Source organism: Cohnella soli (assembly GCF_042655525.1).
GTDB lineage: Bacteria > Bacillota > Bacilli > Paenibacillales > Paenibacillaceae > Cohnella > Cohnella soli.
Genome location: NZ_JBHSMI010000067.1, coordinates 308,402 through 332,693, shown reverse-complemented (window position 1 = coordinate 332,693; position 24,292 = coordinate 308,402). Strand labels below are relative to the sequence as shown.

Below are 24,292 nucleotides of genomic sequence, written 5' to 3'. Positions count from 1 at the left end.
GTAAATGGGTGACGATGAAGTCAATCAGAGAAAGTTGTATATTTGTTATGTCAGGAGATGATGGGCCGATGAAAGAGACGTCCAAACGAACGCCGCTTTACGCCCAAGTGCGCGATTACGTGATCGACCATATTCGTTCGGGGAAATGGAGAGCAGGACGCAAGCTGCCCTCGGAAACACAGCTTTCCAAGCAGTTCGACGTGAGTCGCATTACAATCCGAAGCGCGATGGCCAAGCTGGTCGAGGAAGGGATCGTCTATAGAGTTCAGGGAAGGGGTTCCTATGTGGGCCAATATGCCGGGGAAAAAGAACCGATCCGGTACGCTAAGCCGGACCTGGACAAAGATGGGCTTCATCTGGTGGCGCTGATTCTTCCGAAAATGCGAGGCAATCTGATGACGCGTCTGACCTCGGGAGTGGAGGCGGGGTTAGATGGCTCACGCTATCGGATTCTTCTGATGACCACGGACTATTCCCAAGCCAAGGAAGAGGAGAAGCTTCGGGAGGCTGTTCAAGCGGGAGCGCAAGGCATCATTATTTATCCTTCCGACGGACAGACGTACAACGAAGGGATGCTCCGGCTTTCGCTGGATCGCTACCCGATCGTCGTTCTTGACCGGTACTTGCGGGGGGTCGAGACCAATTGCGTATGCTCCGACCATTACACGGGAGCATACGAAGCGACGGAGCAATTGCTGCGGCAGGGGCATCGTCGGATCGCGTTCGTATCCCCCGCCTGCGCGGGTACGACGAGTCTGGAGGAGCGTCTGGAAGGGTATCGGCAAGCTTTGAACGATTATGGGGTGATTTTCGACAAGAGCAGAGTACTCGAGCGGGGAGAGCAGGAAGAAATCGAAGCGTTCCTGAAAGACAAGACCGATCTGACGGCCTTGTTCGGGGCTAACGAGGAAATCGGGCTGAACGCGATCCGCGCTGCGGAGAAAATCGGGAAGGCGGTGCCGGAACGAATGTCCGTCATCTTCTTCGACGACTACGATCATTCCGGCGACGCCCGCATCCCGCCGACCTGCATCACCCAGCAAGGTGAGCGGATCGGCCGCGAAGCGGCGAACAGGGTGCTTTCCTTGATCGAAGACCCGCATCAGAGCCGGGTGATGATCCGCGTGCCGACGCGATTGATCGTTCGCGGCTCCACTGCGCCCGTTAGCGAGGGTATCGATTAAGTCGTTCAGGCTGAAGCCAGTGACATTTCCTCGAGATGTAGCGTTAAAAATCGGGACTGTCCCAAAAGCCATTTTGCGATCTTATGTGCCCTTCGTGTTTCTCGTTCACATACCCCGTTCGGGTGCCGTTCTGCCCGATTTTGTACGAATTTTCATACACATACGCTCGTCCAGTTGCGGATCCTCCCGATTTTGTGTGAATTTTCATACATACATGCTTGTCCGGTTGCCGACCTACCCGATTTTGTGTGAAATTTCATACACATAGCCCGTCCGGTTGCCGACCTACTCGATTTTGTGTGAAATTTCATACACATAGCCCGTCCGGTCGCCGATCCTCCCGATTTTGTACGAATTTTCATACACATACGCTCGTCCGGTTGTTAATCGTTCGACGCTCATTCGAAGCTATCGTCGATTGTACCGTCGTAGAAAGGACCTCAGCCCCCACATTGAAGTGGTGGAAATTGAGGTCCTTTCACGTGTGAAAAAGGATGTTCGCCTGTCATGCGAACGCTTTTGGGACAGCGACTATTTTTGGCTTAAAAGTCCCTTCCCAGTGTCTACTTAAAGGAGATAGTCCGCGTAAAACTACACTCGACACGTTGCAATATATCGGTTATGATAATGTTATAAACGAACTTACAATGTTACAAAACAACTATTATGAGGTGACGAGAATGAGCACAAAGGCGAGAATGAAGCGGATGTTCAGTGAAGAAGGTAAATGTTTTGATGTTGCAATCGATCATGGATTTTTTAACGAGTACACTTTTTTGGCATCCATCGAGAACATGAAGCAAGCGGTCGAGACGGTCGTGGACGCGAATCCGGATTGTATCCAGCTCAGCATCGGTCAAGCTAGACATTTGCAAGATATCCCCGGCAAAAGCAAACCAGGCCTTGTGCTGCGCACGGACGCTGCCAACATCTACGGCTCCAAGCTTCCAAATTATTTGTTCAGCGAAATCGCCGATAACGCGATCGAACATGCGGTCCGCCTTGATGCGGTCGCCGTATGCGTCAATCTCCTGCTTCTGCCGAATCAACCGGAACTGCACTACCAATGCGTGAAGAACGTGATGAAATTAAAATCGGAGGCCGAACGTTACGGCATGGTGCTCATGGTCGAACCGCTCGTCATGCTGCCGAATGAGGCGAAAGGCGGCTACATGGTCGACGGTGACATCGAGAAAATCATGCCGCTCGTTCGCCAAGCTGTCGAACTCGGAGCGGACGTCATTAAAGCCGATCCGTGCGACAATGTCGACGAGTATCATCGCGTAATCGAAGTCGCCTCCGGCATTCCCGTGCTCGTTCGCGGCGGCGGACGCGCGCCCGACGAAGAAATTGTAGATCGTACGATACGGCTCATGAATCAAGGTGCGGCGGGTATCGTTTACGGGCGGAACGTCATCCAGCATCCAGACCCTGCCCGGATGACGAAAGCGCTCATGCAGATTGTACACAAAGGCGCAGGCGCCGAGACGGCATTGGCTATTTTGAAAGGGGAGCGCGACTGATATGGCGGCGAACGAGTCTACGAAAAAAGTAATTCGGTTCGGCGTTATCGGCTGCGGCCTGATGGGCAAAGAATTCGCTAGCGCGGCCGCGCGTTGGTGCCACTTAACCGATGTGAATTTCGAACCAAGCATCATTGCCGTATGCGATGCGATCCCTGCCGCGACGGCTTGGTTCGAGCAAGCGGTGCCTAGCGTTAAGCACGTGTATACCGACTACAAAGATTTACTGGCGAACCCGGAAGTGGACGCGGTTTACTGCGCCGTGCCTCATAATCTGCATGAGCAGATTTATATCGATATCATTCGTTCAGGCAAGCATTTACTCGGGGAGAAGCCGTTCGGCATTGATAAGGAAGCAAACGATCGTATTCTCGACGCGATGAAGGAACGCCCGGATGTGATTGTCCGTTCTTCTTCGGAGTTCCCGTTCTTCCCTGGCGCTATGCAGATTACGAAATGGGTGAACGAAGGGCGATTTGGACGCATTATTGAAGTGGAAGCGGGCTTCTGGCATTCCAGCGATCTCGACCCGAGCAAACCGATCAATTGGAAGCGCAGAATTGCGACGAACGGCGAATACGGCTGTATGGGCGACCTTGGCTTGCACGTGCTGCATTTGCCGATGCGTTATGGCTGGCAACCTCGCAGCGTTAGAGCGCTATTGAGCAAAATCGTCGAGGAACGTCCGGACGGCAAAGGCGGCATGGCGCCATGCGAAACGTGGGACAACGCGATCCTCGCTTGCGACGTACAGACGGCTGACCAAAGCTTCCCGATGGTGCTTTCCACGAAACGCATCGCCCCTGGACATGCGAATACGTGGTTCATCCGGATTCAGGGTACGAAGCTGTCCGCGGAATTTACGACCAAAAATCCGAAGCAAGTTGCTTCCTTGCCTTACGAGACCGGCGGCTCCCAGGCGTGGCATGTCGTGGACGCACCTTACAAGTCGGCTTACGGGACGATTACGGGCGGCATTTTCGAGTTCGGATTCTCCGATTCTATTTTGCAAATGTGGGCGGCCTTCTGCGACGAGATTGCGAACGGCAAGAACGGCATGATGCAGCCGTTCCATTGCGCGACGCCGGAAGAAGCGGCAGGCAGCCATGCTTTGTTCACGGCGGCGCTCGAATCCCACGCTACGGGGCAAACCGTTAACGTGATTGGAGGCTAAGCCGTGAGCATCGAGAAATTGCCCTATCCGATCGTAGTAGGCGGACACGTCTGCCTCGACGTCATCCCCGTGATGGAAGGCACGCACGGCTCGCTGCAGGATATTTTCGTGCCGGGCAAACTGATCGATAGCGGTCCGGCGATGCTTGCAACGGGAGGCGCCGTCCCCAACACGGGACTTGCGCTGTTCCGTCTAGGTGCGCCGACTCGGCTAATGGGCAAAGTCGGGGACGACTGGTTTGGCCGGACGATTCTCGGTATTTTGCAGCAGCACGATCCATCTCTGGCGCAAGGAATGATCGTTTCCCCTGGAGAAGCGAGCTCGTATTCCATCGTCATAAATCCGCCGGGCATCGATCGGATGTTCCTGCATTGCACGGGCGCGAACGATACATTCAAGTCGAGCGACGTTTCCGATGAAGCGCTGCGGCAAGTCGGCCTTTTTCATTTTGGTTATCCGCCTCTTATGCGAAGCATGTTCGAAGATGGCGGGACGGAGCTGGCTCATCTCATGCAGCGGGCCAAACAAGCGGGAGCGACGACTTCCCTTGATCTGGCAAGGCCTGATCCTGCGGCGGAAGCTGGCCGGGCAGATTGGCGGCAAATTCTAAAAAGCGTATTACCTTTCGTGGATTTGTTTCTGCCGAGCATCGAGGAAATCATGTTTATGCTTCGCAGAGAGCAATATGATAAGCTATCGAATAAAGGGCTGGAAGCCTACATGGATGCCGATCTGCTCGATGAACTCGCGGGTGAGCTGATCGGAATGGGAGCGGCCGTCGTCGTACTCAAGCTGGGAGAGTACGGCCTTTACTTACGTACAACGAGCGACAAAGCGCGATTGGCCGAAGCCGGTAAATACGCGCCTGAACACCCTGCTGTATGGACGGACAGAGAGTTGTACGCGCCTTGTTTCGAAGTGTCCGTCGCAGGAACGACTGGCGCTGGAGATTGCACGATCGCAGGCTTCCTTGCGGGCTTCGCGCAGGGGCTGACGCCAGAGGAGACGATGATCGGCGCGGTAGGAACGGGCGCGTGTAACGTCGAACGTCCGGATTCGGTCAGCGGGATCATGCCATGGGCAGAACTGAGCGAACGGATCGCTGCCGGTTGGAAGCAGCACGGCACCGGCAACTTGTTGAGCGGCTTCGAAGCGAATCCGCGGAAAGGCGCGGCCGTCTGGAACGGACCGAACGATGCGAAAGGGGAGGTAAGGAAATGAAACGAAGCGAATACGAAAGCGCAAAACTGCGCACGAAAGCGATGTTCGAGAAGGCGGGAATCGTGCTAACTGACGAGGAGTCCGGCAACATCGAAGTGGCCGGCTTCGGTTTGAACGATCTTGAGCGACAAGGTCTCGAACTGATTACGTATGTGAACAATGCACGCTATTGCGCGAAAGAGCTTGTGCTGTTTCCAAGGCAAACTTGCCCGGAGCACCTTCATCCCCCGGTCGGAGACGACCCCGGCAAGACGGAGACGTTCCGCTGCCGATCGGGCAAAGTGTTTCTCTACGTGGACGGGCAACAGACGAACGGCATTCAAGCCGTCGTTCCGGCGGGAAGCGAAGATTACTATACCGTATATCATGAAATCGTATTGGAGCCGGGCCAGCAATATACAATCGTACCTGGAACGCTCCACTGGTTCCAAGCGGGCGAAGAAGGCGCGATCGTATCGGAGTTTTCGAGCACGAGCCGGGACGAATTCGATATTTTCACCGACCCGCGGATCGAACGGATGCCAGTTATCGAAGAGGACTAACCGATGAAGTTGTACGGAAAAGAGCGGACAAGACGGGAAATCGAGGCGAGAGTCGGGCGGTTGGAGCAAATCGGCGGCATTCGTTATCGCGAAGGAATCGATGGGAAAGAAAAAGGGATGTCGTTCATCGAAGTTCGAAACGGGACCGGCTTGGCCTTTACCGTCGTTCCTACGAAAGGTCTCGATCTGTCGCTCGTCGAATACGGGGGGACGCCGATCAGTTGGATGTCCCCGAGCGGCGACGTTCATCCGATGTATTACGACCCGCGCGACAAACAATGGCTGAGTACGGCGTCCGGCGGCATGCTGATGACGTGTGGGTTGACGAACGTCGGCTCATCTTCCGGGCTTGGAGGAAACATTCAAGGCGTTCACGGGAAAGCACATCATACGCCCGCGAAACAAGTGTCGGCGGAAGGGGAATGGAACGGAGACGAGTATGACATGGTCATCCGGGGCACGGTGGAAGAGACGGCGATTTTCGGCCCTGTGCTCCGGCTAAAGCGCGAAATCCGTTGCAGGATGGGAGTCAACCGGATTACGGTCGAAGACGTCGTTGAGAACCTCGGTTTCGAAGCGTCTCCGCATATGCTTCTCTATCACTTTAATTTCGGTTATCCTTTTATGGACGAGAACACGCAACTTGATATACCTTCTACATCAGTCGTTCCGGTCAAACCGGATGTCCCAACGATAGGATACGACCATTTTGAACAACCTGTTGAAGGTTACGAAGAACGCGTCTATTATCATAATATGGCCGACAGGGAAAGGGCGACGGTGACTTTGACGCAGCCGGCTTTTCCGCAAGCAGGCGGACGCGATATTCCGTTGTCCGTGTCGATCGGCTGGAATACGGATACGCTGCCTCGTCTTGTCCAGTGGAAGATGCCTGCTTCGGGCACTTACGCTCTCGGGATTGAACCATCCAATTGTGGGGTTGAGGGTATCGCCGCGGAAAAAGATAAAGGGACCTTGGTTTGGCTGCAGCCGGGTCAAGCGATACGTTATCGTTGGGAGTTGGATTTTCATTGAACGGATTAAATGATCGCCAGCGGAAGATCATCGAGTCGTTGGAAGCGGACGGGGAAATTAAAATCGTCGAGCTGAAGCAACGGTTCGACGTCACGGAGATGACCATTCGTCGGGATCTCGAGAAGCTCGAGCAGGCGGGACTTGCGCGTCGCACGTTCGGCGGGGCGATCCATGTCGGCAAAGACGTCGCCTTGAAGGTGCGTACCGGCATCCAGACGGAAGCCAAAGTCGCGATCGGTCGCATGGCGGCTTCGCTCATCCAACCGGGTGAATCCGTCTTCATCGACGGCGGCACGACGACGTTCGAAATCGCCAGATCGATTAAGCCCAGGATGGAAATCACGGTTGTCACGAACGCATTGAACGTTGCTTTTGAATTGTTGGAAAAAAACATACCGACGATCGTCGCCGGGGGAATGGCGATGGAGACGACGGCAACGCTGATCGGCCCGTTCGCGGTTTCGACAATTGGGACCATGGCATTCGATCGCGTCTTTTTAGGGGCAACGGGGCTTACCGCATCGCACGGTTTTAGCAACTCGAATATTTATGAGACTGAGATTAAGAAGCTGGCGATTGCCAAAGCAGCCGAGGTGAACATCGTGATCGACCATACGAAGTTCGGCGCTAAGGAGTTATTTTCGTTCGCAGGATTACAGGAAGTTCAGCGGATCATAACCGACCGGTTGCCCGAACGGGAGCTAGCGAATGCATGCGAGTCAGCCGGTATTTCCGTGATTGAAGCATAGTATCAAAAGGGAAACCGCCAATACTCGCCCGTCAGCGAGTGGATGGCGGTTTCTTTTCGTTGGACGGTCCCTTATAGTTAACGACGGTTTAGCAGAAGAGTAACGATATCGATGGTAGAGCGAACTTGGGGCGGGAACGAACGTGAGCATCATTGTTCCTGTAATTTAAATGAAACCAAACTAAATATGGAAAAGTATATACTACAAGGTTAATATTAGGGTATGAGGAGGGATGCGCATATCGAACTTTACTGGTCGTTCGCCATTTTTGGCGTAATTTTTGCCCTCGTTTCTTTGCTGTTCGGGGACATCATCGGAGATTGGCTGGGCGGCGTGTTGCATTTCGATCATTTCGATTTCGTGTCGCCGGTTACGGTCGTAGGCGGAGCGACGGCATTCGGCGCATGCGGTATTTTCTTGAATCGCGTGTTCGATGTCGAAGGGATGGCGTTACTGGTGTCGTCCGTCCTATTCGCGGTAGTCGTATCGGCAGGTTCGTATTTTGCTTACGTGAAACCGATGAGGAAAGCGGAGAGCTCTCTTGGCTTCTCCATTGCGGAGATGGAAGGCAAAATCGTCAAAGTAACGGTTCCCATCCCCGCAGACGGGCTCGGGGAAGTGATCTACAAGTCACCGACGGGCATTTTGAATTTTACCGCGGTGAGCTTCGACAATGTTGATATTCCTCTTGGTTCGGATGCGATTGTCGTAAGAGTAGCTGGCAAACATCTGAAAGTATTGGCATTCCAAATTTAATGTTAGCTTGGAGAAAGGAAGTGTTTGATTGGATATTCAAGTTCTCACAGGACCTGTCATTCTGGTTGCTGTATTGATCGTACTCGCTTTGGCGTTCTGGGCAAGGTACAAAACAGTCGGCGCGGAGAAAGCGATGATCGTCACCGGTTCGTTTCTCGGAGGTAAGCACATTGCGGGCGACGATAACGGACGGCGGTTAAAAATTATCCGCGGGGGCGGCACGTTTATTCTTCCGATTTTTCAGCAATACGAATTTATTTCCCTCAATTCCCACAAACTTGAAATCAAAACGCCGGAAGTCTATACGAAACAAGGCGTGCCTGTTATGGCCGACGGTATCGCCATCGTGAAGATCGACGGGACGATCGAGGGCATATCGACGGCAGCGGAGCAGTTCATGGGGAAATCGACCGAGGACCTGCAGAATGAAGCTCGCGAAGTTCTGGAAGGCCATCTGCGGGCCATTCTTGGCGCGATGACCGTCGAGGAAATTTACCAGAAGCGCGATGTGTTCTCCACGAAGGTGCTTGAGGTGTCCCAGACGGATTTGGATAAAATGGGACTGCGAATCGTTTCGTTTAACATCAGGGACGTTCGCGACAAGAACGGTTATCTCGAAGCGCTCGGCCAGCCGCAGATCGCGGCCGTCAAGCGCGATGCCGAGATTGCCAAAGCACATGCGGACCGGGATGCCCGGGTGAAGCGTGCATCCGCGGACCAAGAAGCACAGAAAGCCGAACTCGAGCGCGATACGCTCGTCGCCGAGTCGGAGAAAAACAAAGCGATGAGCGTCGCCCAGTTCAAGAAGGAACAAGACGTCGCGAAAGCAGAAGCCGACCAAGCTTACAGCATTCAAGAGGCCAGGTCGAAGCGCGTCGTCATGGAAGAGCAGATGCAAGTCGAGATCGTTAAGCGCGAACGGGAATCCGACATCAAGATGAAAGAAATCCAAATCAGGGAGCGCGAGTACGCCGCCGAGATCGTAAAGAAGGCGGAAGCGGAAAGAATAGCCGTCATTCAGGCCGCCGAAGCGGATAAGGAACGGCGGATTCTCGAAGCCGACGCGAACAAATACGTCATCGAAACCCAGGCGGCGGCCGAACGTTCCAAAGGAACGGCGGAAGCGGACATCAGTCGGGCGAAAGGGACCGCAGAGGCGGATATTATTCGTCTTCAAGGCTTCGCAGAGGCGGAAGCGAAAGAGAAGCTGGCCGAGGCGTTTGAGAAGTTCGGTCAAGCCGCAATTCTCGAGATGATCGTCAAAATGCTGCCCGACTTGGCAGGGAAAATCGCCGAGCCGATGGGGCATATCGAGAAGATCACGGTTGTGGACGCAGGCGGAAACGGCGGCGGTGCGACTAAAGTCAGCAAGTATTTGACCGAGCTGATGGCGACCGCCCCGGACATGCTCAAGAGCGTATCCGGCATAGACGTGGAGAAGCTCATTAACGGCTTCGCGCAGAGAAGTTCCGCAGCAGCCTCGCCTGTGGCGGAAGTGAAGGCGAAGGTGGAGACCGCTGAGACGACGGAGTAATTAGACATAACAGCGACAAAGCCGACGCTATTCTCGAGATTCGAGAAGATGGCGTCGGCTTTTGGCTTACGTCCAAACAATACGGTGCGTTGTAGGTTGGGTTAGTCTAACCAACTGCCTGCGGCGGCGCTTTCAGCACATGCCCAACTTAGACGATTGACAAAAATAGAGTTCAGTATTATGATCTTCCCGAAAGCGCTTTATTTATTCGAAGAAAATGTAACCCATTTCATTAGGGGGCATCGAAGGGCGAAAATGCTGCGCTTTATTATTTTAGATATTATGAAACCGAATTCATGAAACGGGTTACATTATTTTGTCGAATGCTGTCATATCTTCTTTTTTCGAGCGAATGGGGGATTGTTTTCTTGCAGAACGTCATGCCGATCCAACTAACCGGGCAAGCGGTGCGCGTGAATGGGAAACCCGTCATTTTGGTGTCCGCTTCGGTATTTTATTTTCGGATTCCTAGAGAACTGTGGAAAGACCGGCTCGATCGGCTCAAGCTCGCCGGCTACAACTGCGTGGATGTGTACTTTCCTTGGAACTACCACGAGACGTCCGAGGGGAAATGGAACTTCGAAGGGGAACGGGACGCAGAGACGTTCCTGCGGCTTGTTCAGGAAGCCGGCCTGTGGACGGTTGCCAGACCAGGACCTTACATTTGCTCCGAATGGGATGGAGGGGCGCTTCCGGCTTACTTGCTTGCGAAGAGCGGGCTCACGATCCGGGACAACGATGCTGCGTATTTGCGGTATGTGGCCTTGTGGTTTGAACAAATGATGCCGATTATTCGCCGGCAACAGATCGGCGAAGGGGGTTCGGTCATTTGTGTACAGCTTGAGAACGAGTTGGACTTCTATGGATGCAAAGACCCGCACGGATATATCGCTGCTCTGCGCGACATGGCATTGCAGCATCGCATCGAAGTGCCGCTGATCGCTTGCGCGGGGCAGGGAGGGTTGTTCGCGGCATCGGGACTCGCGAAGGAAGTCATCCCCACTTGCAACTTCTACCCGAACGATCTGGACCCCGAATTCGAAGAGAAGGTACTTCAATACCGGCAACTGCTAGAAGAGCGAGACGAACCGCTTATGGTCACCGAGACGAACCGCTCCCATTTTCTTCTGCGAAGATTGTTATCTGCAGGCGCGAAGCTGCTAGGTCCTTATTTGCAAGTGTCAGGGACGGACTTCGGCTTCACGAACGGAACGAACAATTGGGGCGACCCGCTTGCTTTCATGACGTCCGACTATGATTTCGGAGGGATGATTTCACCGGAGGGACGTCTCAGACCGGAAGTCCATGAAGGCAGACTTCTCAACCGTCTCATTCAAACCTATGGAGATTCGCTGGCGGAAGCGTTACCGATGGCGCCGGAAGAAGGCAGCCCGTACGTATTGAACAAGGGCGACGCGAACGGAGTGATCGGACCGACGGCTCTGTCGCTGAAGCAAGGCGGGCATCTCGTCTTCCTACACAACACATCGGATGCAAGCGCACCGGTCTCGCTGAGCGGTGGGTTAGCCGAAGAGGCGATTCCACTTTCGCTGCCCGCGAAGAGCACAGTCGCTATTCCGCTCAACCTGCCGCTATCCGATTGGCATTTTGCAGGATGCCTGATTCACTCGACAGCTGAGTTGTTTCACCTTCAGACGAACGGGAAAGAAACGATTGCAGCCTTTCATGCGGATACGGATGGAGAGATGTTATTCCGCTTCGACGAGGCGTTGGTATGGGAAGAGGACGGAGCAGATTTAGAGAGCAGAGGGCGGATTCGGGTTCGGTTCGAGTCAGGCGCAGGCGGCCCTACGAACTTTGCGGGCAACGCACTAGACGGACGCCGACTCGTCATCGTCGTCATGAACAGACAGACGGCACTTGAAATGGAGGGCATCGGATCGGACGGACGGATCGTCAGTGTTTCGTTGCCGACCTATGATGATGAGCCCGCGCCAATAGACATTAAGTGGTCCCGCGTCTCCGTCGATCCGGCTGCCCACGCTAACTTGACCGGGACGAAAACGATCGGGCAAGCTGACTATTTGGAACACTTCGGCATCTATAGAGGATTTGCCTTGTATCAGGCGACGGATACGATGCCTCCGAACGTACGTCGCCAAGGTATTCTCGTTCGTCAGGCAAGCGACGTCGTCTCCGTGTACGCGGACGGCGTTTATGCGGGAACGGTCGTTCCCGGCGGTTCCAGCATTTACTTGCCTTTTCCCGGCGATCAAGCAGGACAGTTCGCGGCGAGAACCGAAATTTGGGGTCATTCCAATTTCGACGATCTCCGCCGACCCGCCCTCCGACTGAACGCATTAAAAGGCATTCGAGGGCTTGTCTCCGTCAGCGAAGTGAAAGACTTGAGCGGTAACTGGCGAAGGCAGCTCGAACTCGTCAGAGGGGACAGAGTGAAGCTCGCGGACCCCGCATACGAAGACAGGCAATGGCCGATCACCGGATTCGGCGGTTGGCTGCAGATGGACCGTCCAATGGCGGAATGCTTCCGCAAGTCGTTCATCCCTTCCCGGGAAGCGGATTCGTGGACCTTACATTTCGACGGCCTGCAAGGATTAGCGGAGGTATACGTCAATGGCGTTGCTTTAGATCAGGTCACATCGTTCGATCCATTCGTCGACATTTCTTCCTGCATCGTGCCGGGCGAACTTGCTCAACTGACGGTATTTCTGGAACGCACTTTCGAAGCGCATGCGGGCAACGTCCTCTTGTACGAAGGCAACGCAGCGCGAGACTGGCGTCTGACGGCATGCGGCGAGCGGGAACTGGCTCAACAGGCGGAGAGCATGGCAGTCGAAGCGCTCGAGAGCAAGCTGCCGCTAACGATGGAGCCCGGACAGACGTCATGGCTGTTCGGCAGCATTCCTCTATCTTCGAGCGAAGAAGGCTGGCGTGTACGCGTAGCAGGAACGGGCTTGAAGCTTACCGTGTTGTTCGAAGGCCAAGTCATATCGCGGCTGTGGCTGCAGGGCGGGAGCGCACGACCGACGATGAGCGGCGGCAGTCCGGATTCGTTCTGGCTTCCAGGGCCATGGTTTGCGGGTAAGCAAGGCGAGCTTGCCATTTACGTGGAAGCGGTGGACCCGGCAGGCCCGTGCACGATTGAACGGTTCTCTTTCATCCAAGTTTAAAAGGAAAGGAGACTTTCAGTTGCAAGTATCTGAGACGATAGCGTTAAAGAAACAGCGAAAGCCCGTTGCGAAGACATCCCGCGGGAAGCGGCTGTGGAACAATCGAACATTGTTGCTCATGTGCGCGCCCGCCGTTCTGTTTTTCCTCGTATTCGCCTATTTGCCGATGCCGGGCTTGTACCTTGCGTTCATCCAGTACAACTATACGGACGGTATTTTCAAAAGCGCGTTTGTCGGATTCGATAACTTTCGGTTTCTCGTCATTAATGGAGATTTATGGCGGCTGACGGTGAACACGGTGCTCTACAACATCGCCTTCATCCTGCTCGGCAACGTGCTCCAGATCGTGGTGGCGGTTCTTCTAAACGAGCTGCGAACCAAATGGTTCAAAAAAATCGCCCAAACATTCATGTTTCTCCCTTACTTTATCTCCGCGGTTTTGATCGGACTAATCACCTACAACTTCCTCAGCTACGACTACGGCATCTTGAACAGCATCCTCGCATCGCTTGGCATCGACCCGGTGAAGACTTACTCCAACCCGCACATTTGGCCTTTCATTATCGTTCTCGTCTATTTGTGGCAGTCGACGGGTTACGGCTCTATCGTTTATTTCGCGGCGATCATGGGACTTGACGGCGAGATTATCGAAGCAGCCGAAATCGACGGCGCCAACGCCTACCGGAGGATCATCCATATTATTATTCCGTGGCTGAAGCCGACGTTTATTATTTTGCTGCTGTTCTCGCTCGGCGGCATTCTGAAAGGCAACTTCGGTCTGTTCTACAACTTGGTCGGCGCGAACAATGTGGCGCTGTATCCGACGACGGACATTATCGAAACGTACGTTTTCCGCTCCTTGATGAATAACTTCAATTTCTCGATGGGCAGCGCCGTCAGCTTGTATCAATCGTTGTTCGGTCTCGTTATCGTCGTTTCGTGCAACTGGTTCGTCAAGAAAGTATCCCCAGACAACTCATTGTTCTAGGAGGCGGCACGAATGGAAAATGTTTCGCGAAGCATTCGGAACAATGCCGCGGAGAAAGTCGTCAGGCTGGTCGGATACTGCTCGATCGGACTATTTGCTTTATGCTGCTTGCTGCCGTTCATCCTTGTGCTCGGCACGTCATTCACGACGGAGCGTTCGATCCAGAAGCACGGGTTCAATTTCTGGCCGAAGGACTTCACGACCTTTGCTTATAAAATCGTGTTCGAGAATCCGGATTACGTTGTCGGCTCTTACGCGGTAACGATTGCGCTTACGATCATTGGAACGGTGGCCGGGTTGTTTCTAGTGGCGATGACAGGCTACGCCTTGCAACGGCCGGATTTTCGGTATCGCAACTACATTTCCTTCCTGATCTACTTCACGACGCTGTTTTCCGGCGGACTTGTTCCTTTCTATTTGCTCATCACGCAATATTTGGAATTGAAAAACAGCTACCTGGCCGTGCTGCTTCCCGGACTGCTAACCCCTTTTCTTATCATTATGATGAAAGCATTCGTGTCGTCGATTCCGCATGCGATTACGGAATCGGCCAAAATCGACGGGGCGGGAGACTTTACGATTTTCATCCGGCTTATTCTGCCGATGACGACGCCGGCGTTGGCGACGATCGGCCTGTTTATCGCGCTTGCATATTGGAACGAATGGTATAACTCGATGTTGTTCCTATCGTCGGATGTAAAATATCGCCCGCTGCAGCTTTTTCTGTACAACGTCGTTACGAGCGCGGAATGGATCAAAAACTCGTCCGCTTCCTCCAATGTTCCGCTGAGGGATGTGCCGCTGGAGTCGATGAAGATGGCTGCGGCCATCGTCGCGACGGGGCCGGTCGTGCTGTTCTTCCCTTTCGTCCAACGCTATTTCGTCAAAGGGATTACGATCGGCGCGGTTAAAGGATAACGTAACAAGTTGTGCCGGGAGCGCTCGCAAGAGACTCCTTCACATATAGTGAAACCGGTTACACCTTGGTTTCACAGGTATCTATAATCAAGGGGAGGAAATGCAATGACAAGGGGAAAAAAGCTCGTTTCACTCATCATGTCCGTCATTCTGATTGTTGTTCTGGCTGCATGCAACAGCAAAAATTCGGGGTCGAGTGCCAGCGATTCGCAGAGCAAGGAAAGTGCTTCGAACTCGCCAAGCGCGTCCGCTTCCGACGGCAAAATCGACACGTCGAAGTTCGTTAAGATCAGCTATGTCGTGCTCGGCGACAAACCGAAGAATGGCCAATTCGAGAAAGTGTTCGAGAAAGTCAACAAGCTGATGAAAGAGAAAATCAACGCCGAGTTGGAATGGAAATGGGTCGAATGGGCGGATTGGTCGACGAAATATAACTTGCTGCTCGCGTCCGGTGAACCGATTGATCTGATTACGGTGGCGACGGATTGGCTGGACGCGTGGAACAACGCCCAGCGTGGAGCATTCATGCCGCTTGACGACTTGCTTCCGAAATACGCGCCGCAGACGTGGGAGTCCATTCCGCAGGAAGATTGGGCGCAAACGAAGTACAAAGGCAAAATCGTGATCATTCCGGAGAATGACTATACGCAGTGGGTTAACCATGGCATTTTCTATCGCGGAGATTGGGCCAAAGAAGCGGGCATTACCGGCCCGATCACCGATTTCGAAACGCTCGGCAAGTACTTCCAGTTTATTAAAGACAACAAGAAGGAAGTCGTACCTTGGGATACGCAGTCCAACGGCATTGCGCCTTATATCGGATTTGCGAATTCGTATACGGACATGATCGAGCTACCGATCGGCACAGGCATTTTCCCTGCATTCTACGCGAAGTCTTATGATGAGAAGTACACGGTTACGAGCCCGATTTTCGATGATGTGTTCTTGAAAATGGCGAAAATGATGAAGGAATGGGCGGACAAAGGTTACTGGCGCGAGGACGTGTTGAACTATAAAGGAGATACGCGCACGCTGCTGAGAGCGGGACTGTCCGGCGCGGATGCCCATCACACGCAAACGTTCGCCTCCTTGCGCGTGCAGATGGACAAAGATCAACCAGGTTCGGAGCTGGAAATGTTCCCATTCTCCGCAACGCGTAAAAACTTGATCGAGCTGTCGATTACGCACGGTGGAACATCGCTGGGCGCACACAGTAAAAATCCGGAACGCGCGTTGATGGCCTACGACTTGATGCGTAACGACAAAGAGATTTATCAACTGATCAACTTCGGGCTTGAAGGCGTGCAATACGAGATCAAAGACGGCAAACGCGTGCTGCCTGCAGCATACAACGAAGCGAAAGACGCGTACTACTCCGATTTCTGGGGCGGACGGGTCGACAAATTCGAGATTCCTACCGATACGGTGTGGGACGGCATTTCCAAGTACTATGCGGAATATGATACGTACAAGAAGCCCTATCCGTATGGGCAATTCGTCTTCGACAAAACGAGCATCGACCCCGAACTGACGGCGATCTCGCAAGTGATCGGCGAGATGGGACCTGCCATCTTGTGGGGGAAAGCGGGCGATCCGGATAAAGCGGTCGAGAACTTCCGCAACAAGTTGAAAACGGCCGGATACGATAAAGTGCTCGCGGAAATTCAGAAACAGATGGATGCGTTCAAACAGCAGATGGCCGGGCAATAAACAGCCACGCTGTAGCGTCATCGGAACAGTTACGTCGGGGAAGCGGGGCTGTCCGGAAGGACGGTCCCGCTTTTTAGCGGGGATCGCAATTGTGCAAAATCCCGAATTGTAACCCGTTACAGAAAATGCTTGAGTCTGATATAATGTGGCGATGATAACGACTGCAGAAAGGGATTAGAATCCTATGAGGCAGATTACGATCTACGATATAGCCAAAGAAGCTAAAGTTTCCGTTGCCACCGTATCCAGGGTACTGAACGGAACCGCGCCAGTTAAAGCATCCACAAGAGCCAAGATCGAAGCGCTCATCCAGAAGTACCAGTTCCAACCGAACGCGATGGCCAGAAGCTTGCTTTCCAAAGAAACGGGCATTATCGGCGTAATCGTGCCCGATCTGACGAATCCTTTTTTCCCTGAAGTGTTTGCAGGCGCGGAGCAGGAAGCACAGGAATCGGGACATACGTTTCTGTTATGCAATACGATGGGCAGTTACGCGAAAGAATCCGAGTATTTGAACATTATGCAGGAAAAACGCGTCGACGGCATCGTCTTTATCGGGGGACGAATCAATCTGAAAGATTGCGAGCCCGAACTCGTACAGGAAGTCGTCGAACACGCCAACAAAATTCCGCTCGTTCTCGTGAACGGCAATCTTAAAAATACCGAATTAACCCGAGTCGTAACGGACGAATACACCGGCACGCTGCTTGCGATGCGCCACCTGATTGAACTCGGCCATACGCAGATCGGTTTTATCGGCGGCGAAAGCCATATGACGACGACCTCTATCAAACTGCGTGCTTTCCGCAAGGCGCTAAGGGACGAAGGAATTCCGGTCAGGGAGGAGTGGATACTACCGGACAGTTTCTCTGTCGATTCTGGCAGGCAGATGATGCAGAAGCTGCTGGACATGAAGGAGCAGCCGACCGCCGTCTGCTGCGTGAACGACTTTACAGCGATCGGGGCGATCAAGACGGCCGTCGAGAACGGGCTGAAAGTGCCGGACGACATCTCGATTGTCGGTTTCGACGACATCCCTCTCGCCCATCATGTCATTCCCGAGCTGACGACCGTGTCCCAGCAGGCGAACGAGCTTGGCCGGATGGCCATTAAAGTGCTGAGGCAAATGATGAACAAAGGGAAAACGAAAAAGCTGACCGCGCTTGAACCGCAGCTTGTCGTCAGGCAAAGCACGGCACGACTATAAATGCGGTAAGAGGGGTTGTCCCACAAGTCATAAAATATGACTAAGGGACGGCCCCTCTTTTTCATTGGCGATGTTATTTCGGCGAAACGCGTACATACGAGGGATTAGCGTCGCGTGGCGATGTTATTTCGAAGAAAGAAACCCCCCTCCGTTCTGGCGACAAGCGCCGAAGTCGGAGGGGGATGGTCGTGTTCGGCAGGTTTAGCGCTCAGCAGGCGCCGCTGATGCGATCCTCGCGAGAATGCCTGTGATGATCTCCTCGTAGTCCGCGTCGTTCAGCGAGAACAGCTCTTCCTTCCGTTTCCGGGATTCGGGGTGCAGCTCGCTCAAATGTTCCCAGAGGAACACTCTTTTGAACTCCTGCTCCAATTGTTCGCGATTGCCGCCGTTTTCAACGGAACTACGAATGATTTCATAGTCTCGGATGCCTTTCTGCAGTAGCTTGTACCGGAGCGTCAGGAGCGGTTTGCCGTCTTTGCCCGGATAGACGAAGTTCGTATCGCCTGCAGGAAAAATCGGTGCATGGTACGAAATTTTCCGCAGAGGATCGTTCGGCCACACCGTATAATTCCAGCGCAGGAACCCGTCCATATTCATATAGTAGGCGAGCCAAGGGATCAGACGGCTTTCCAGCAAATGAGACCGGATAAACGTATTCGGAAAATCCGGTCCGCAGCAGACGTAATAATTCATGCTGCCTTTAATTTCTGTCTTAAGCTTCTTAATATGCTCGAACTCATGGGCGATGCAGTTCAGAACGGGCACATAGTCCGTCATGCCTTCGATCTGCTGCTCGATGAAATTCGAATGATTAATCGCTGCTTTGTATTTGAAGGAAGGCGCCATTTGCCTCAGCGCGTCGAGACGGGCTTTGAAGACGGGGAGGTCGGCCGGTTCGTCAGCGATTACCCGAACGAGGTCGATCCAGCCGCGCTCGATGAAGTTCCGTTGTAACGCTTGAACGTATAACTCGAAGTCCGCTTTCCGCCTCATGTACTTATACGATCGAGTGCTCTCATCCCAGTAGCGAACACGAACGGCATCGTTATGGTCCTCCAACACGCCGCCGAAGCCGACATCCTCTAGCACCCAGATGTTGATCAGGCCGAACACTTCGATCTCTTGCGTAATGCCATGTTTCATCCCAAGCTCGACGTAACGGTTCAGAGCGCTGAAGTCGAATGACCATTCGCCGTTGGCGAGCCGTGTCGTCCGTACGATGTTGTATTCGAACATGTTTGCCGGATCGATACGATCGTAACTGGACGCTTGGCCCGACCACGGAATTTCGGTGACGATGACGGTGAGTGCTTTCTGGCCAAGGTCGGCAAGCGAAGCGATATAATTTTCCATGATGGCAAAATGCTCGTCGGTCCACAACGCAACATCGTATTTCCGTGCGATATTGGAATTGTGCTGCCACAAGTCGAGGTTAAACGAATAGTCTTTCACGTCCTTGAGGGTTGTATCGAGTACGCGGATTTCGAACGTCAGCTCGCGGATAAGCTGTTCATCCGCGAACATCCGTTGTCCGTATACGGAAATGCGAGGCGTGTAAATGCCCGGTTTGGCATCCTTGCCGATCGCCACTTCGATCCATACCGGCTGGACTCTGCGTCCCTCGACGTGAATGGCTGCCTGACGTAGCAGGATGTCGGCTTTGAGCTGGCGATCGTCGTCCTCGATGAGGCCGATCAAGTTAACCGTGGCGGTACCGCCTTGCAAGCCGGGTGCTTCGACGGCGATCCGCACGTTGTCGATCGGTCCCTTTTCATAGAAGCTGCAATCCCCGTTTACGTTCACCAGCATTTCTTGCTCGGAATAGAGCAGAAGCTGAACTGCCGCCCGGTCGTTTTTGCCGCAAGTCAGCGCAATTGTTTTGTTCTCGTCGAACGGCACAGTAAATTTCTGTAAAGCTCCGTGCACGTGTTTGTAGCTGTCGGCCTCAAGTCCGGCGTAAATGTTCATGTCGTTCCCTCCATACGGTCCATATAGACTAGTTCGATTTCTAATAGGGCGTGTCTGAATACTCCGAGGTGAGCAGATTTGCCGAATTTTCGTTCCATGCAAGGAACTTTTGAGAAGGCGTACCGGGGGTACGTCGAGCAAAAGTGACGAAGCAGGGGGCGAAAAGGCGGTGAAAGATGCCCCTGAGCGAGTTTTCAGACACGCCCTTGCAGTATAAAATCCGTCCAGCGTATTAGGAATGTAATATCGACTTGATAATATGGATTTTTCACGTATTTGTGTTATGGTGAGTGGACAAGGAGGGGGCTGGGTGAACTTTACGAATCTTTACCGGGTTCCGGATGAGGATGACGAGGGCTTACAGCAGTTGGACACGTATCTGCTTGTTAATTCTGTTGGTTATTACGAGTTCGAGGCTTACTTCCGCATGAGCCATCGGCCACGGGGGCGCAAGGATTTTTACCTTGGCTACAATTATTACGGGCCGATGACCGTCAAGCTTGGCGGGAGGGAATATCAGCTGCCGCCGGGAAGTTTGTTCGTATTCCGTCCCGGAGATGAACAATATTATGGCCATTGCGGGGAAAAGAAGTTTTTGTCGTACTGGGTTCATTTTACGGGCAGCGGGGCGGAAGACGTCTTGCGGGCGGCTGGACTGGACGGGGAAGGACCCTTCCGTTCAGGGATACACGCCGAGATTGCCGACTTGTTCGAACGGATAATGAGCGAATTGCGAGACAAGAAAACCGGTTACGAGTTGGCTTCGGCTGCTCATCTTTCTTATTTGTTTGCTTTGTTCGCTCGCGAGATCGAGCAGGCGTCCGGCGAAGGAAGGAGAGGCGGCGACCGGGACGAAATCTACGAGTCCTTGAAATATATTCACGACCATTACGCGGACGAGTTGTACGTGCCTGCATTAGCCGAGCGGGCGCATCTGAGCGCGGACAGATATACGACGCTATTCAAGGCGGTGACGAATAAGACGCCGCAGCGGTACATGAACGAATTCCGCCTACAGAAAGCGTGCGAACTGATGAAGCATACCCGGCTGAACATTCAACAGATTGCCGGGCTCGTCGGATTTAACGATTCGCTTTATTTCAGCAGAACGTTCAAGAAAACATACGGCGTGACGCCTTCGGTCTATAGGGCGAAGTACGAATAAGATCTGGAGCGGAAGGATGACGCTCCCTTACTTGGCCCGATATTCGGTTGGCGTGCTTCCGGTCAAATTTTTGAACACCTTAAAGAAATACTTCTCATCGGCAAATCCGGTTTTTACGGCGATTTCATAGATTTTGCAGTTAGATTCAAGCAAGAGCGCCTTCGACTTCTCGATTCTAAGGTGCTGCAAGTAGTGCACGAACGTAATGCCGGTTTTTCTTTTGAACAGAGTGCTGAAATAGCTCGGGTTCATGAAGATTTGTTCGGCGGCCGAAGAAAGCGTAATGTCTTGATCGTAGTGCCTCTCCAGGTACTCGATAATGAACGATATCGCATGACTGTCATATGGAACGTTGGCTGCTGGCGGTTTTCTACTAATTTGCAAGAAACGTTCTTGCACGCGCAGTTTGAATTCGCCAAGCGTAATCGAGCGGCGATACAGGCGAATCAGGTCGGCGTGCGCCCGCCAACTGCGATCCTGCTCGTTGTCCGACTTAAACTCGGAGAAGACCATCAAGTGATATAACGTATCCGTGATAAAAGCCGGGGTCGCGTCAGGAAGTCGTTCAACGAAGCGGAACCAAGCGTCGATCGTCTCTTGAAGCCTCTTCGGTTGGTTCTCTCGAAGCGCGTTGTGAATCGCTTGCGTGAATGCATTCGCTTCCGGAGGGCGAAACGAACGAACAGTAGATTCCTTGGAGCGAAATATTCGGACATTCGGCTGAAGTAATCTGAAGTCAAGCGCATAGGCGGATTGCCGGATCAACTCGGGAAGTTTCTCCGGTCCGCCGATATCGTGACAAATGCCGAAAAGGGCATCGTACCCGAATGCGCCCGACGTCCTGGCCAGATAATCGGCAAACTGCCGAAGCTGCCCGCAGACCGGCGCCTTCGCTGCGAATAAATGCACGGTATAACCGAACTCCGATTCGGTAATGACGTATTGTTGAATATCTTCTACTTCATCGCCAACCGGAAACGGAGACGAAAGCGTGGTCTGCATGTTCACCCTGTTGCTTGTGACAGAGACAGCCAGCCAGGCAAGCCCGGACAGCATGGCATCCTCTCTCGCTGCCTGGTTGTTAAGCGACTCGAATTCAGCTTTCCCTAGCACGATATCCGTCAACAACCGCTGAAGCCGTTCTTTCCCCGAAGGCTCTGACGAGACGGTTGCTTTCGCGACCTTCTCCGCATCGAGCTGTCCGATCATTTTCGTTAATGCCGCGTATAAGTCTTTCTTCTTGACCGGCTTAAGCAAGTACTCTGCAATACCTAGCGAGATGGCCTGCTGGGCAAAAGAGAACTCTCCATATCCGCTTAGGATGACGCTTTTGGCTCGGATTCCTTCCTCTGCCAGATTGCGAATGAGCGAGAGCCCGTCCCCGCCCTCCATTTTGATATCCGTAACGATAATATCCACGTTCCCGTTCCGGGCGATGGTCAACGCTTCGGCTCCGCTCGTCGCTTCGACAATATCACCGATAGGCAAAGCCATTTCCTGAATGATTTTCTTAATCCCGACCCGAATAATGTCTTCATCTTCCACGATTAGTAGCCGGTACATATCGATTAACAGCCTTCTTTCCAGTCTTTAAGTCATGTCGGACGTCGGTAGTTTCATGATGATCGTCGTACCCTTTCCGGGTTGGCTCTGAATTTTCACTTCGGCCAAGGGACCGAACGTATACAGAATGCGATCGTGAACATTGGTCAGCCCGACTCCGCCTCGTTGCTTCGCTTGAACTTCGTCAGGGACGTTTGTCCGCTGCTCCTTCTTCAGAACCAGTAATTTGACAATACGTTCCAGTTTCTCAGGGGATATGCCGCAACCGTTGTCCATGACTTCGAACCGAAGCAGGCTTCCGGTTGGCAAATGTTCTTCTTCGATGATGATGCTGATCGTTAATATGCCGCTGTGGCCTTTCATGCCGTGAATGATGCTGTTCTCGACGAGCGGCTGAAGCAGGAGGTTCGGTATGCGGTATGCCAACAGCGGCACAGCGATATCGCAATGGAACGAGATGCGATTGTTGTGCAGCAAATTTTGAATGTATACGTAATCGCGAATATGTTCGATTTCGTTCTCCAGCGAGACGGCATGATTGCCGCCGGCGATCGTGATTCTCATCATACTACCGAGAGCGGTCAGCGCATCCGACAGCTTCTGCTCATTACGCGCCTCTGCCATCATCCTTAGCGTTTCGAGCGTATTGAACAGGAAATGAGGGTTAATTTGCGCTTGCAGTGCGCTTAGCTCCGCTTCTTTTTGCGAGACCTGCGATTTATATACTCTGTTAATCAGATCGTCGATTTGACCAGCCATGGAGTTGATGTTGATGGCCAGCCAATCGATCTCGTCTTCGCCCCGCACGGGAATGCGCACCTGGAAGTTCCCGTTCTGAATTTTGCGTACGCTTCGGACGATACCAACCAACCGTTTCATGAGCAACCCCGACAACAGATACGAGAGCGCTGCAAGGAGAATGGTAAGAAGAACGATCAGCACGATAAAAATATATTTCGCGTCGCTCCAAGGGCCTTCTATTTCCTGAATGGGAACAAGGCCGACGAAGGAAGTATGCAGTCGTTCGATCGGTTTGACGACGAAGCGATAGGTGGTACCGTTGTACGTCATTTTTCCTGATCCGAGCTCGTTCATTCGGCCGCCGGATCGCATGAGCGAATCGGCAATGCCTTGGGTGGAATCTCTGACGCGACTTGGCGAATAGGCAAGTTTTCCATCCCAGTCGACGACCGTGACGAAGCCGGATTTGGCAAGCGATAGCGTCTCCAGCTTGGAAAAAAAACGGCCGGTGTCCATTTCAAATTCCAAATAGGACGTGTCGTCCGGAAATTCGTCATTAATGGGATAAAACATCGAGTATACCGCCGAACCGACTTTTCTGCTGTAAGGATAGTCGCGAGGTTCATGATTGCTTTCCCAGTAAGGGTAGCTGCTCTTGACCCGCTCGATCATCTGTTTGAACCAAGGGGAGGCGGCGAACAGCGACACCGGCATGAAAAAGTTGCTTTCCGGCAGCGTCTCGTTATGCGTAAAAAAGTGAAATTGCCCGATGTCTTTGTTTGTCGCTTCGAACCAGGACAGCAAAGACTGAATCGAGGTGTTCATCACCTCGATGATTTCCGACTCGTCATAATAACGCTTGAGCATCGACTTCTTCAGCACGATGTTCGTCGAGATCAAGTAACCGATTTTCTCCATGTCGTCCAAGTCTTTATCTACCGTCGTTTGCAACTGATTCATCGATTGCTCGATAAGAAGGATGCGCTCGCCCCGGGTCGGAACAAGCACCCGATCATAAATCCACGCGGCGCTGATGGATACCGGAATAAGCACGATCAGCATGTATGAAAGAAAAAGTTTCGTCTTGAAGCTGTATGTGCGGAAGTGATTTGGAAGCGGTATCATTTTCACGGATGTTCCCCCCACTTCATTGTAGGGGATG

At 52.9% G+C, this 24,292-nt stretch carries 18 protein-coding genes; 15 read left to right on the top strand and 3 right to left on the bottom strand.

What is annotated here, in order from left to right; all coding sequences use genetic code 11:
• Nucleotides 1–68 precede the first annotated feature (68 nt).
• The 14 genes from ACFPOF_RS30830 (at nucleotide 69) to ACFPOF_RS30765 (ending at nucleotide 17,693) form a co-directional block, all read left to right on the top strand.
• Nucleotides 69–1,184 (top strand): GntR family transcriptional regulator, encoded by a 1,116-nt coding sequence (locus ACFPOF_RS30830; RefSeq protein ID WP_378139542.1) that lies wholly within the window; start codon nucleotides 69–71, stop codon nucleotides 1,182–1,184.
• Nucleotides 1,185–1,864: 680 nt separating this feature from the next.
• The gene (locus ACFPOF_RS30825; protein ID WP_378139539.1) at nucleotides 1,865–2,707 is read left to right on the top strand and encodes a class I fructose-bisphosphate aldolase; all 843 of its coding nucleotides are present in this window, start codon (nucleotides 1,865–1,867) and stop codon (nucleotides 2,705–2,707) included.
• A 1-nt stretch (nucleotide 2,708) separates the two neighbouring features.
• The gene (locus ACFPOF_RS30820) at nucleotides 2,709–3,881 is read left to right on the top strand and encodes a Gfo/Idh/MocA family protein (protein ID WP_378139537.1); all 1,173 of its coding nucleotides are present in this window, start codon (nucleotides 2,709–2,711) and stop codon (nucleotides 3,879–3,881) included.
• A 3-nt stretch (nucleotides 3,882–3,884) separates the two neighbouring features.
• The gene (locus tag ACFPOF_RS30815) at nucleotides 3,885–5,102 is read left to right on the top strand and encodes a carbohydrate kinase family protein (protein WP_378139535.1); all 1,218 of its coding nucleotides are present in this window, start codon (nucleotides 3,885–3,887) and stop codon (nucleotides 5,100–5,102) included.
• Nucleotides 5,099–5,644 (top strand): D-lyxose/D-mannose family sugar isomerase, encoded by a 546-nt coding sequence (locus ACFPOF_RS30810; RefSeq protein WP_378139533.1) that lies wholly within the window; start codon nucleotides 5,099–5,101, stop codon nucleotides 5,642–5,644. Before ACFPOF_RS30815 ends, ACFPOF_RS30810 begins: the two co-directional genes overlap by 4 nt.
• A gap of 3 nt (nucleotides 5,645–5,647) precedes the next feature.
• Nucleotides 5,648–6,679, top strand: coding sequence for an aldose 1-epimerase family protein (locus ACFPOF_RS30805; RefSeq protein WP_378139531.1), 1,032 nt, complete (start codon nucleotides 5,648–5,650; stop codon nucleotides 6,677–6,679).
• The gene (locus tag ACFPOF_RS30800; protein ID WP_378139529.1) at nucleotides 6,676–7,428 is read left to right on the top strand and encodes a DeoR/GlpR family DNA-binding transcription regulator; all 753 of its coding nucleotides are present in this window, start codon (nucleotides 6,676–6,678) and stop codon (nucleotides 7,426–7,428) included. Before ACFPOF_RS30805 ends, ACFPOF_RS30800 begins: the two co-directional genes overlap by 4 nt.
• Before the next feature lie 222 nt (nucleotides 7,429–7,650).
• Nucleotides 7,651–8,184 (top strand): NfeD family membrane protein, encoded by a 534-nt coding sequence (locus ACFPOF_RS30795; protein WP_378139527.1) that lies wholly within the window; start codon nucleotides 7,651–7,653, stop codon nucleotides 8,182–8,184.
• 28 nt (nucleotides 8,185–8,212) lie between these two features.
• Nucleotides 8,213–9,718 carry a flotillin family protein gene (locus ACFPOF_RS30790; RefSeq protein WP_378139525.1) on the top strand — a complete coding sequence of 502 codons (1,506 nt, stop codon included), beginning with the start codon at nucleotides 8,213–8,215 and terminating at the stop codon, nucleotides 9,716–9,718.
• Between the two features lie 368 nt (nucleotides 9,719–10,086).
• On the top strand, nucleotides 10,087–12,870 hold the full coding sequence (locus ACFPOF_RS30785) for a beta-galactosidase (protein ID WP_378139523.1): 2,784 nt from the start codon (nucleotides 10,087–10,089) through the stop codon (nucleotides 12,868–12,870).
• Nucleotides 12,871–12,988: 118 nt separating this feature from the next.
• Nucleotides 12,989–13,858, top strand: a complete 870-nt coding sequence (locus ACFPOF_RS30780) for an ABC transporter permease (protein WP_378140455.1) — start codon at nucleotides 12,989–12,991, stop codon at nucleotides 13,856–13,858.
• Nucleotides 13,859–13,870: 12 nt separating this feature from the next.
• On the top strand, nucleotides 13,871–14,776 hold the full coding sequence (locus tag ACFPOF_RS30775; protein ID WP_378139521.1) for a carbohydrate ABC transporter permease: 906 nt from the start codon (nucleotides 13,871–13,873) through the stop codon (nucleotides 14,774–14,776).
• A 105-nt stretch (nucleotides 14,777–14,881) separates the two neighbouring features.
• Nucleotides 14,882–16,486, top strand: coding sequence for a DUF3502 domain-containing protein (locus tag ACFPOF_RS30770; RefSeq protein WP_378139519.1), 1,605 nt, complete (start codon nucleotides 14,882–14,884; stop codon nucleotides 16,484–16,486).
• A gap of 184 nt (nucleotides 16,487–16,670) precedes the next feature.
• Nucleotides 16,671–17,693 (top strand): LacI family DNA-binding transcriptional regulator, encoded by a 1,023-nt coding sequence (locus tag ACFPOF_RS30765; RefSeq protein WP_378139517.1) that lies wholly within the window; start codon nucleotides 16,671–16,673, stop codon nucleotides 17,691–17,693.
• Nucleotides 17,694–17,894: 201 nt separating this feature from the next.
• Here ACFPOF_RS30765 and ACFPOF_RS30760 read toward each other — a convergent pair whose 3' ends face one another.
• On the bottom strand, nucleotides 17,895–19,661 hold the full coding sequence (locus tag ACFPOF_RS30760; RefSeq protein ID WP_378139515.1) for a DUF4091 domain-containing protein: 1,767 nt from the start codon (nucleotides 19,659–19,661) through the stop codon (nucleotides 17,895–17,897).
• Nucleotides 19,662–19,971: 310 nt separating this feature from the next.
• On the opposite strand from ACFPOF_RS30760, the gene ACFPOF_RS30755 reads away from it, so the two are divergent.
• The gene (locus ACFPOF_RS30755; protein WP_378139513.1) at nucleotides 19,972–20,826 is read left to right on the top strand and encodes a helix-turn-helix domain-containing protein; all 855 of its coding nucleotides are present in this window, start codon (nucleotides 19,972–19,974) and stop codon (nucleotides 20,824–20,826) included.
• Nucleotides 20,827–20,853: 27 nt separating this feature from the next.
• On the opposite strand, the gene ACFPOF_RS30750 is transcribed toward ACFPOF_RS30755, so the two are convergent.
• Both ACFPOF_RS30750 and ACFPOF_RS30745 read right to left on the bottom strand, forming a co-directional pair.
• Nucleotides 20,854–22,389 (bottom strand): response regulator, encoded by a 1,536-nt coding sequence (locus ACFPOF_RS30750; RefSeq protein ID WP_378139511.1) that lies wholly within the window; start codon nucleotides 22,387–22,389, stop codon nucleotides 20,854–20,856.
• A 27-nt stretch (nucleotides 22,390–22,416) separates the two neighbouring features.
• Entirely contained in the window at nucleotides 22,417–24,255 is a 1,839-nt protein-coding gene (locus ACFPOF_RS30745) for a cache domain-containing sensor histidine kinase (RefSeq protein ID WP_378140453.1), read from the bottom strand.
• Nucleotides 24,256–24,292: the final 37 nt, after the last annotated feature.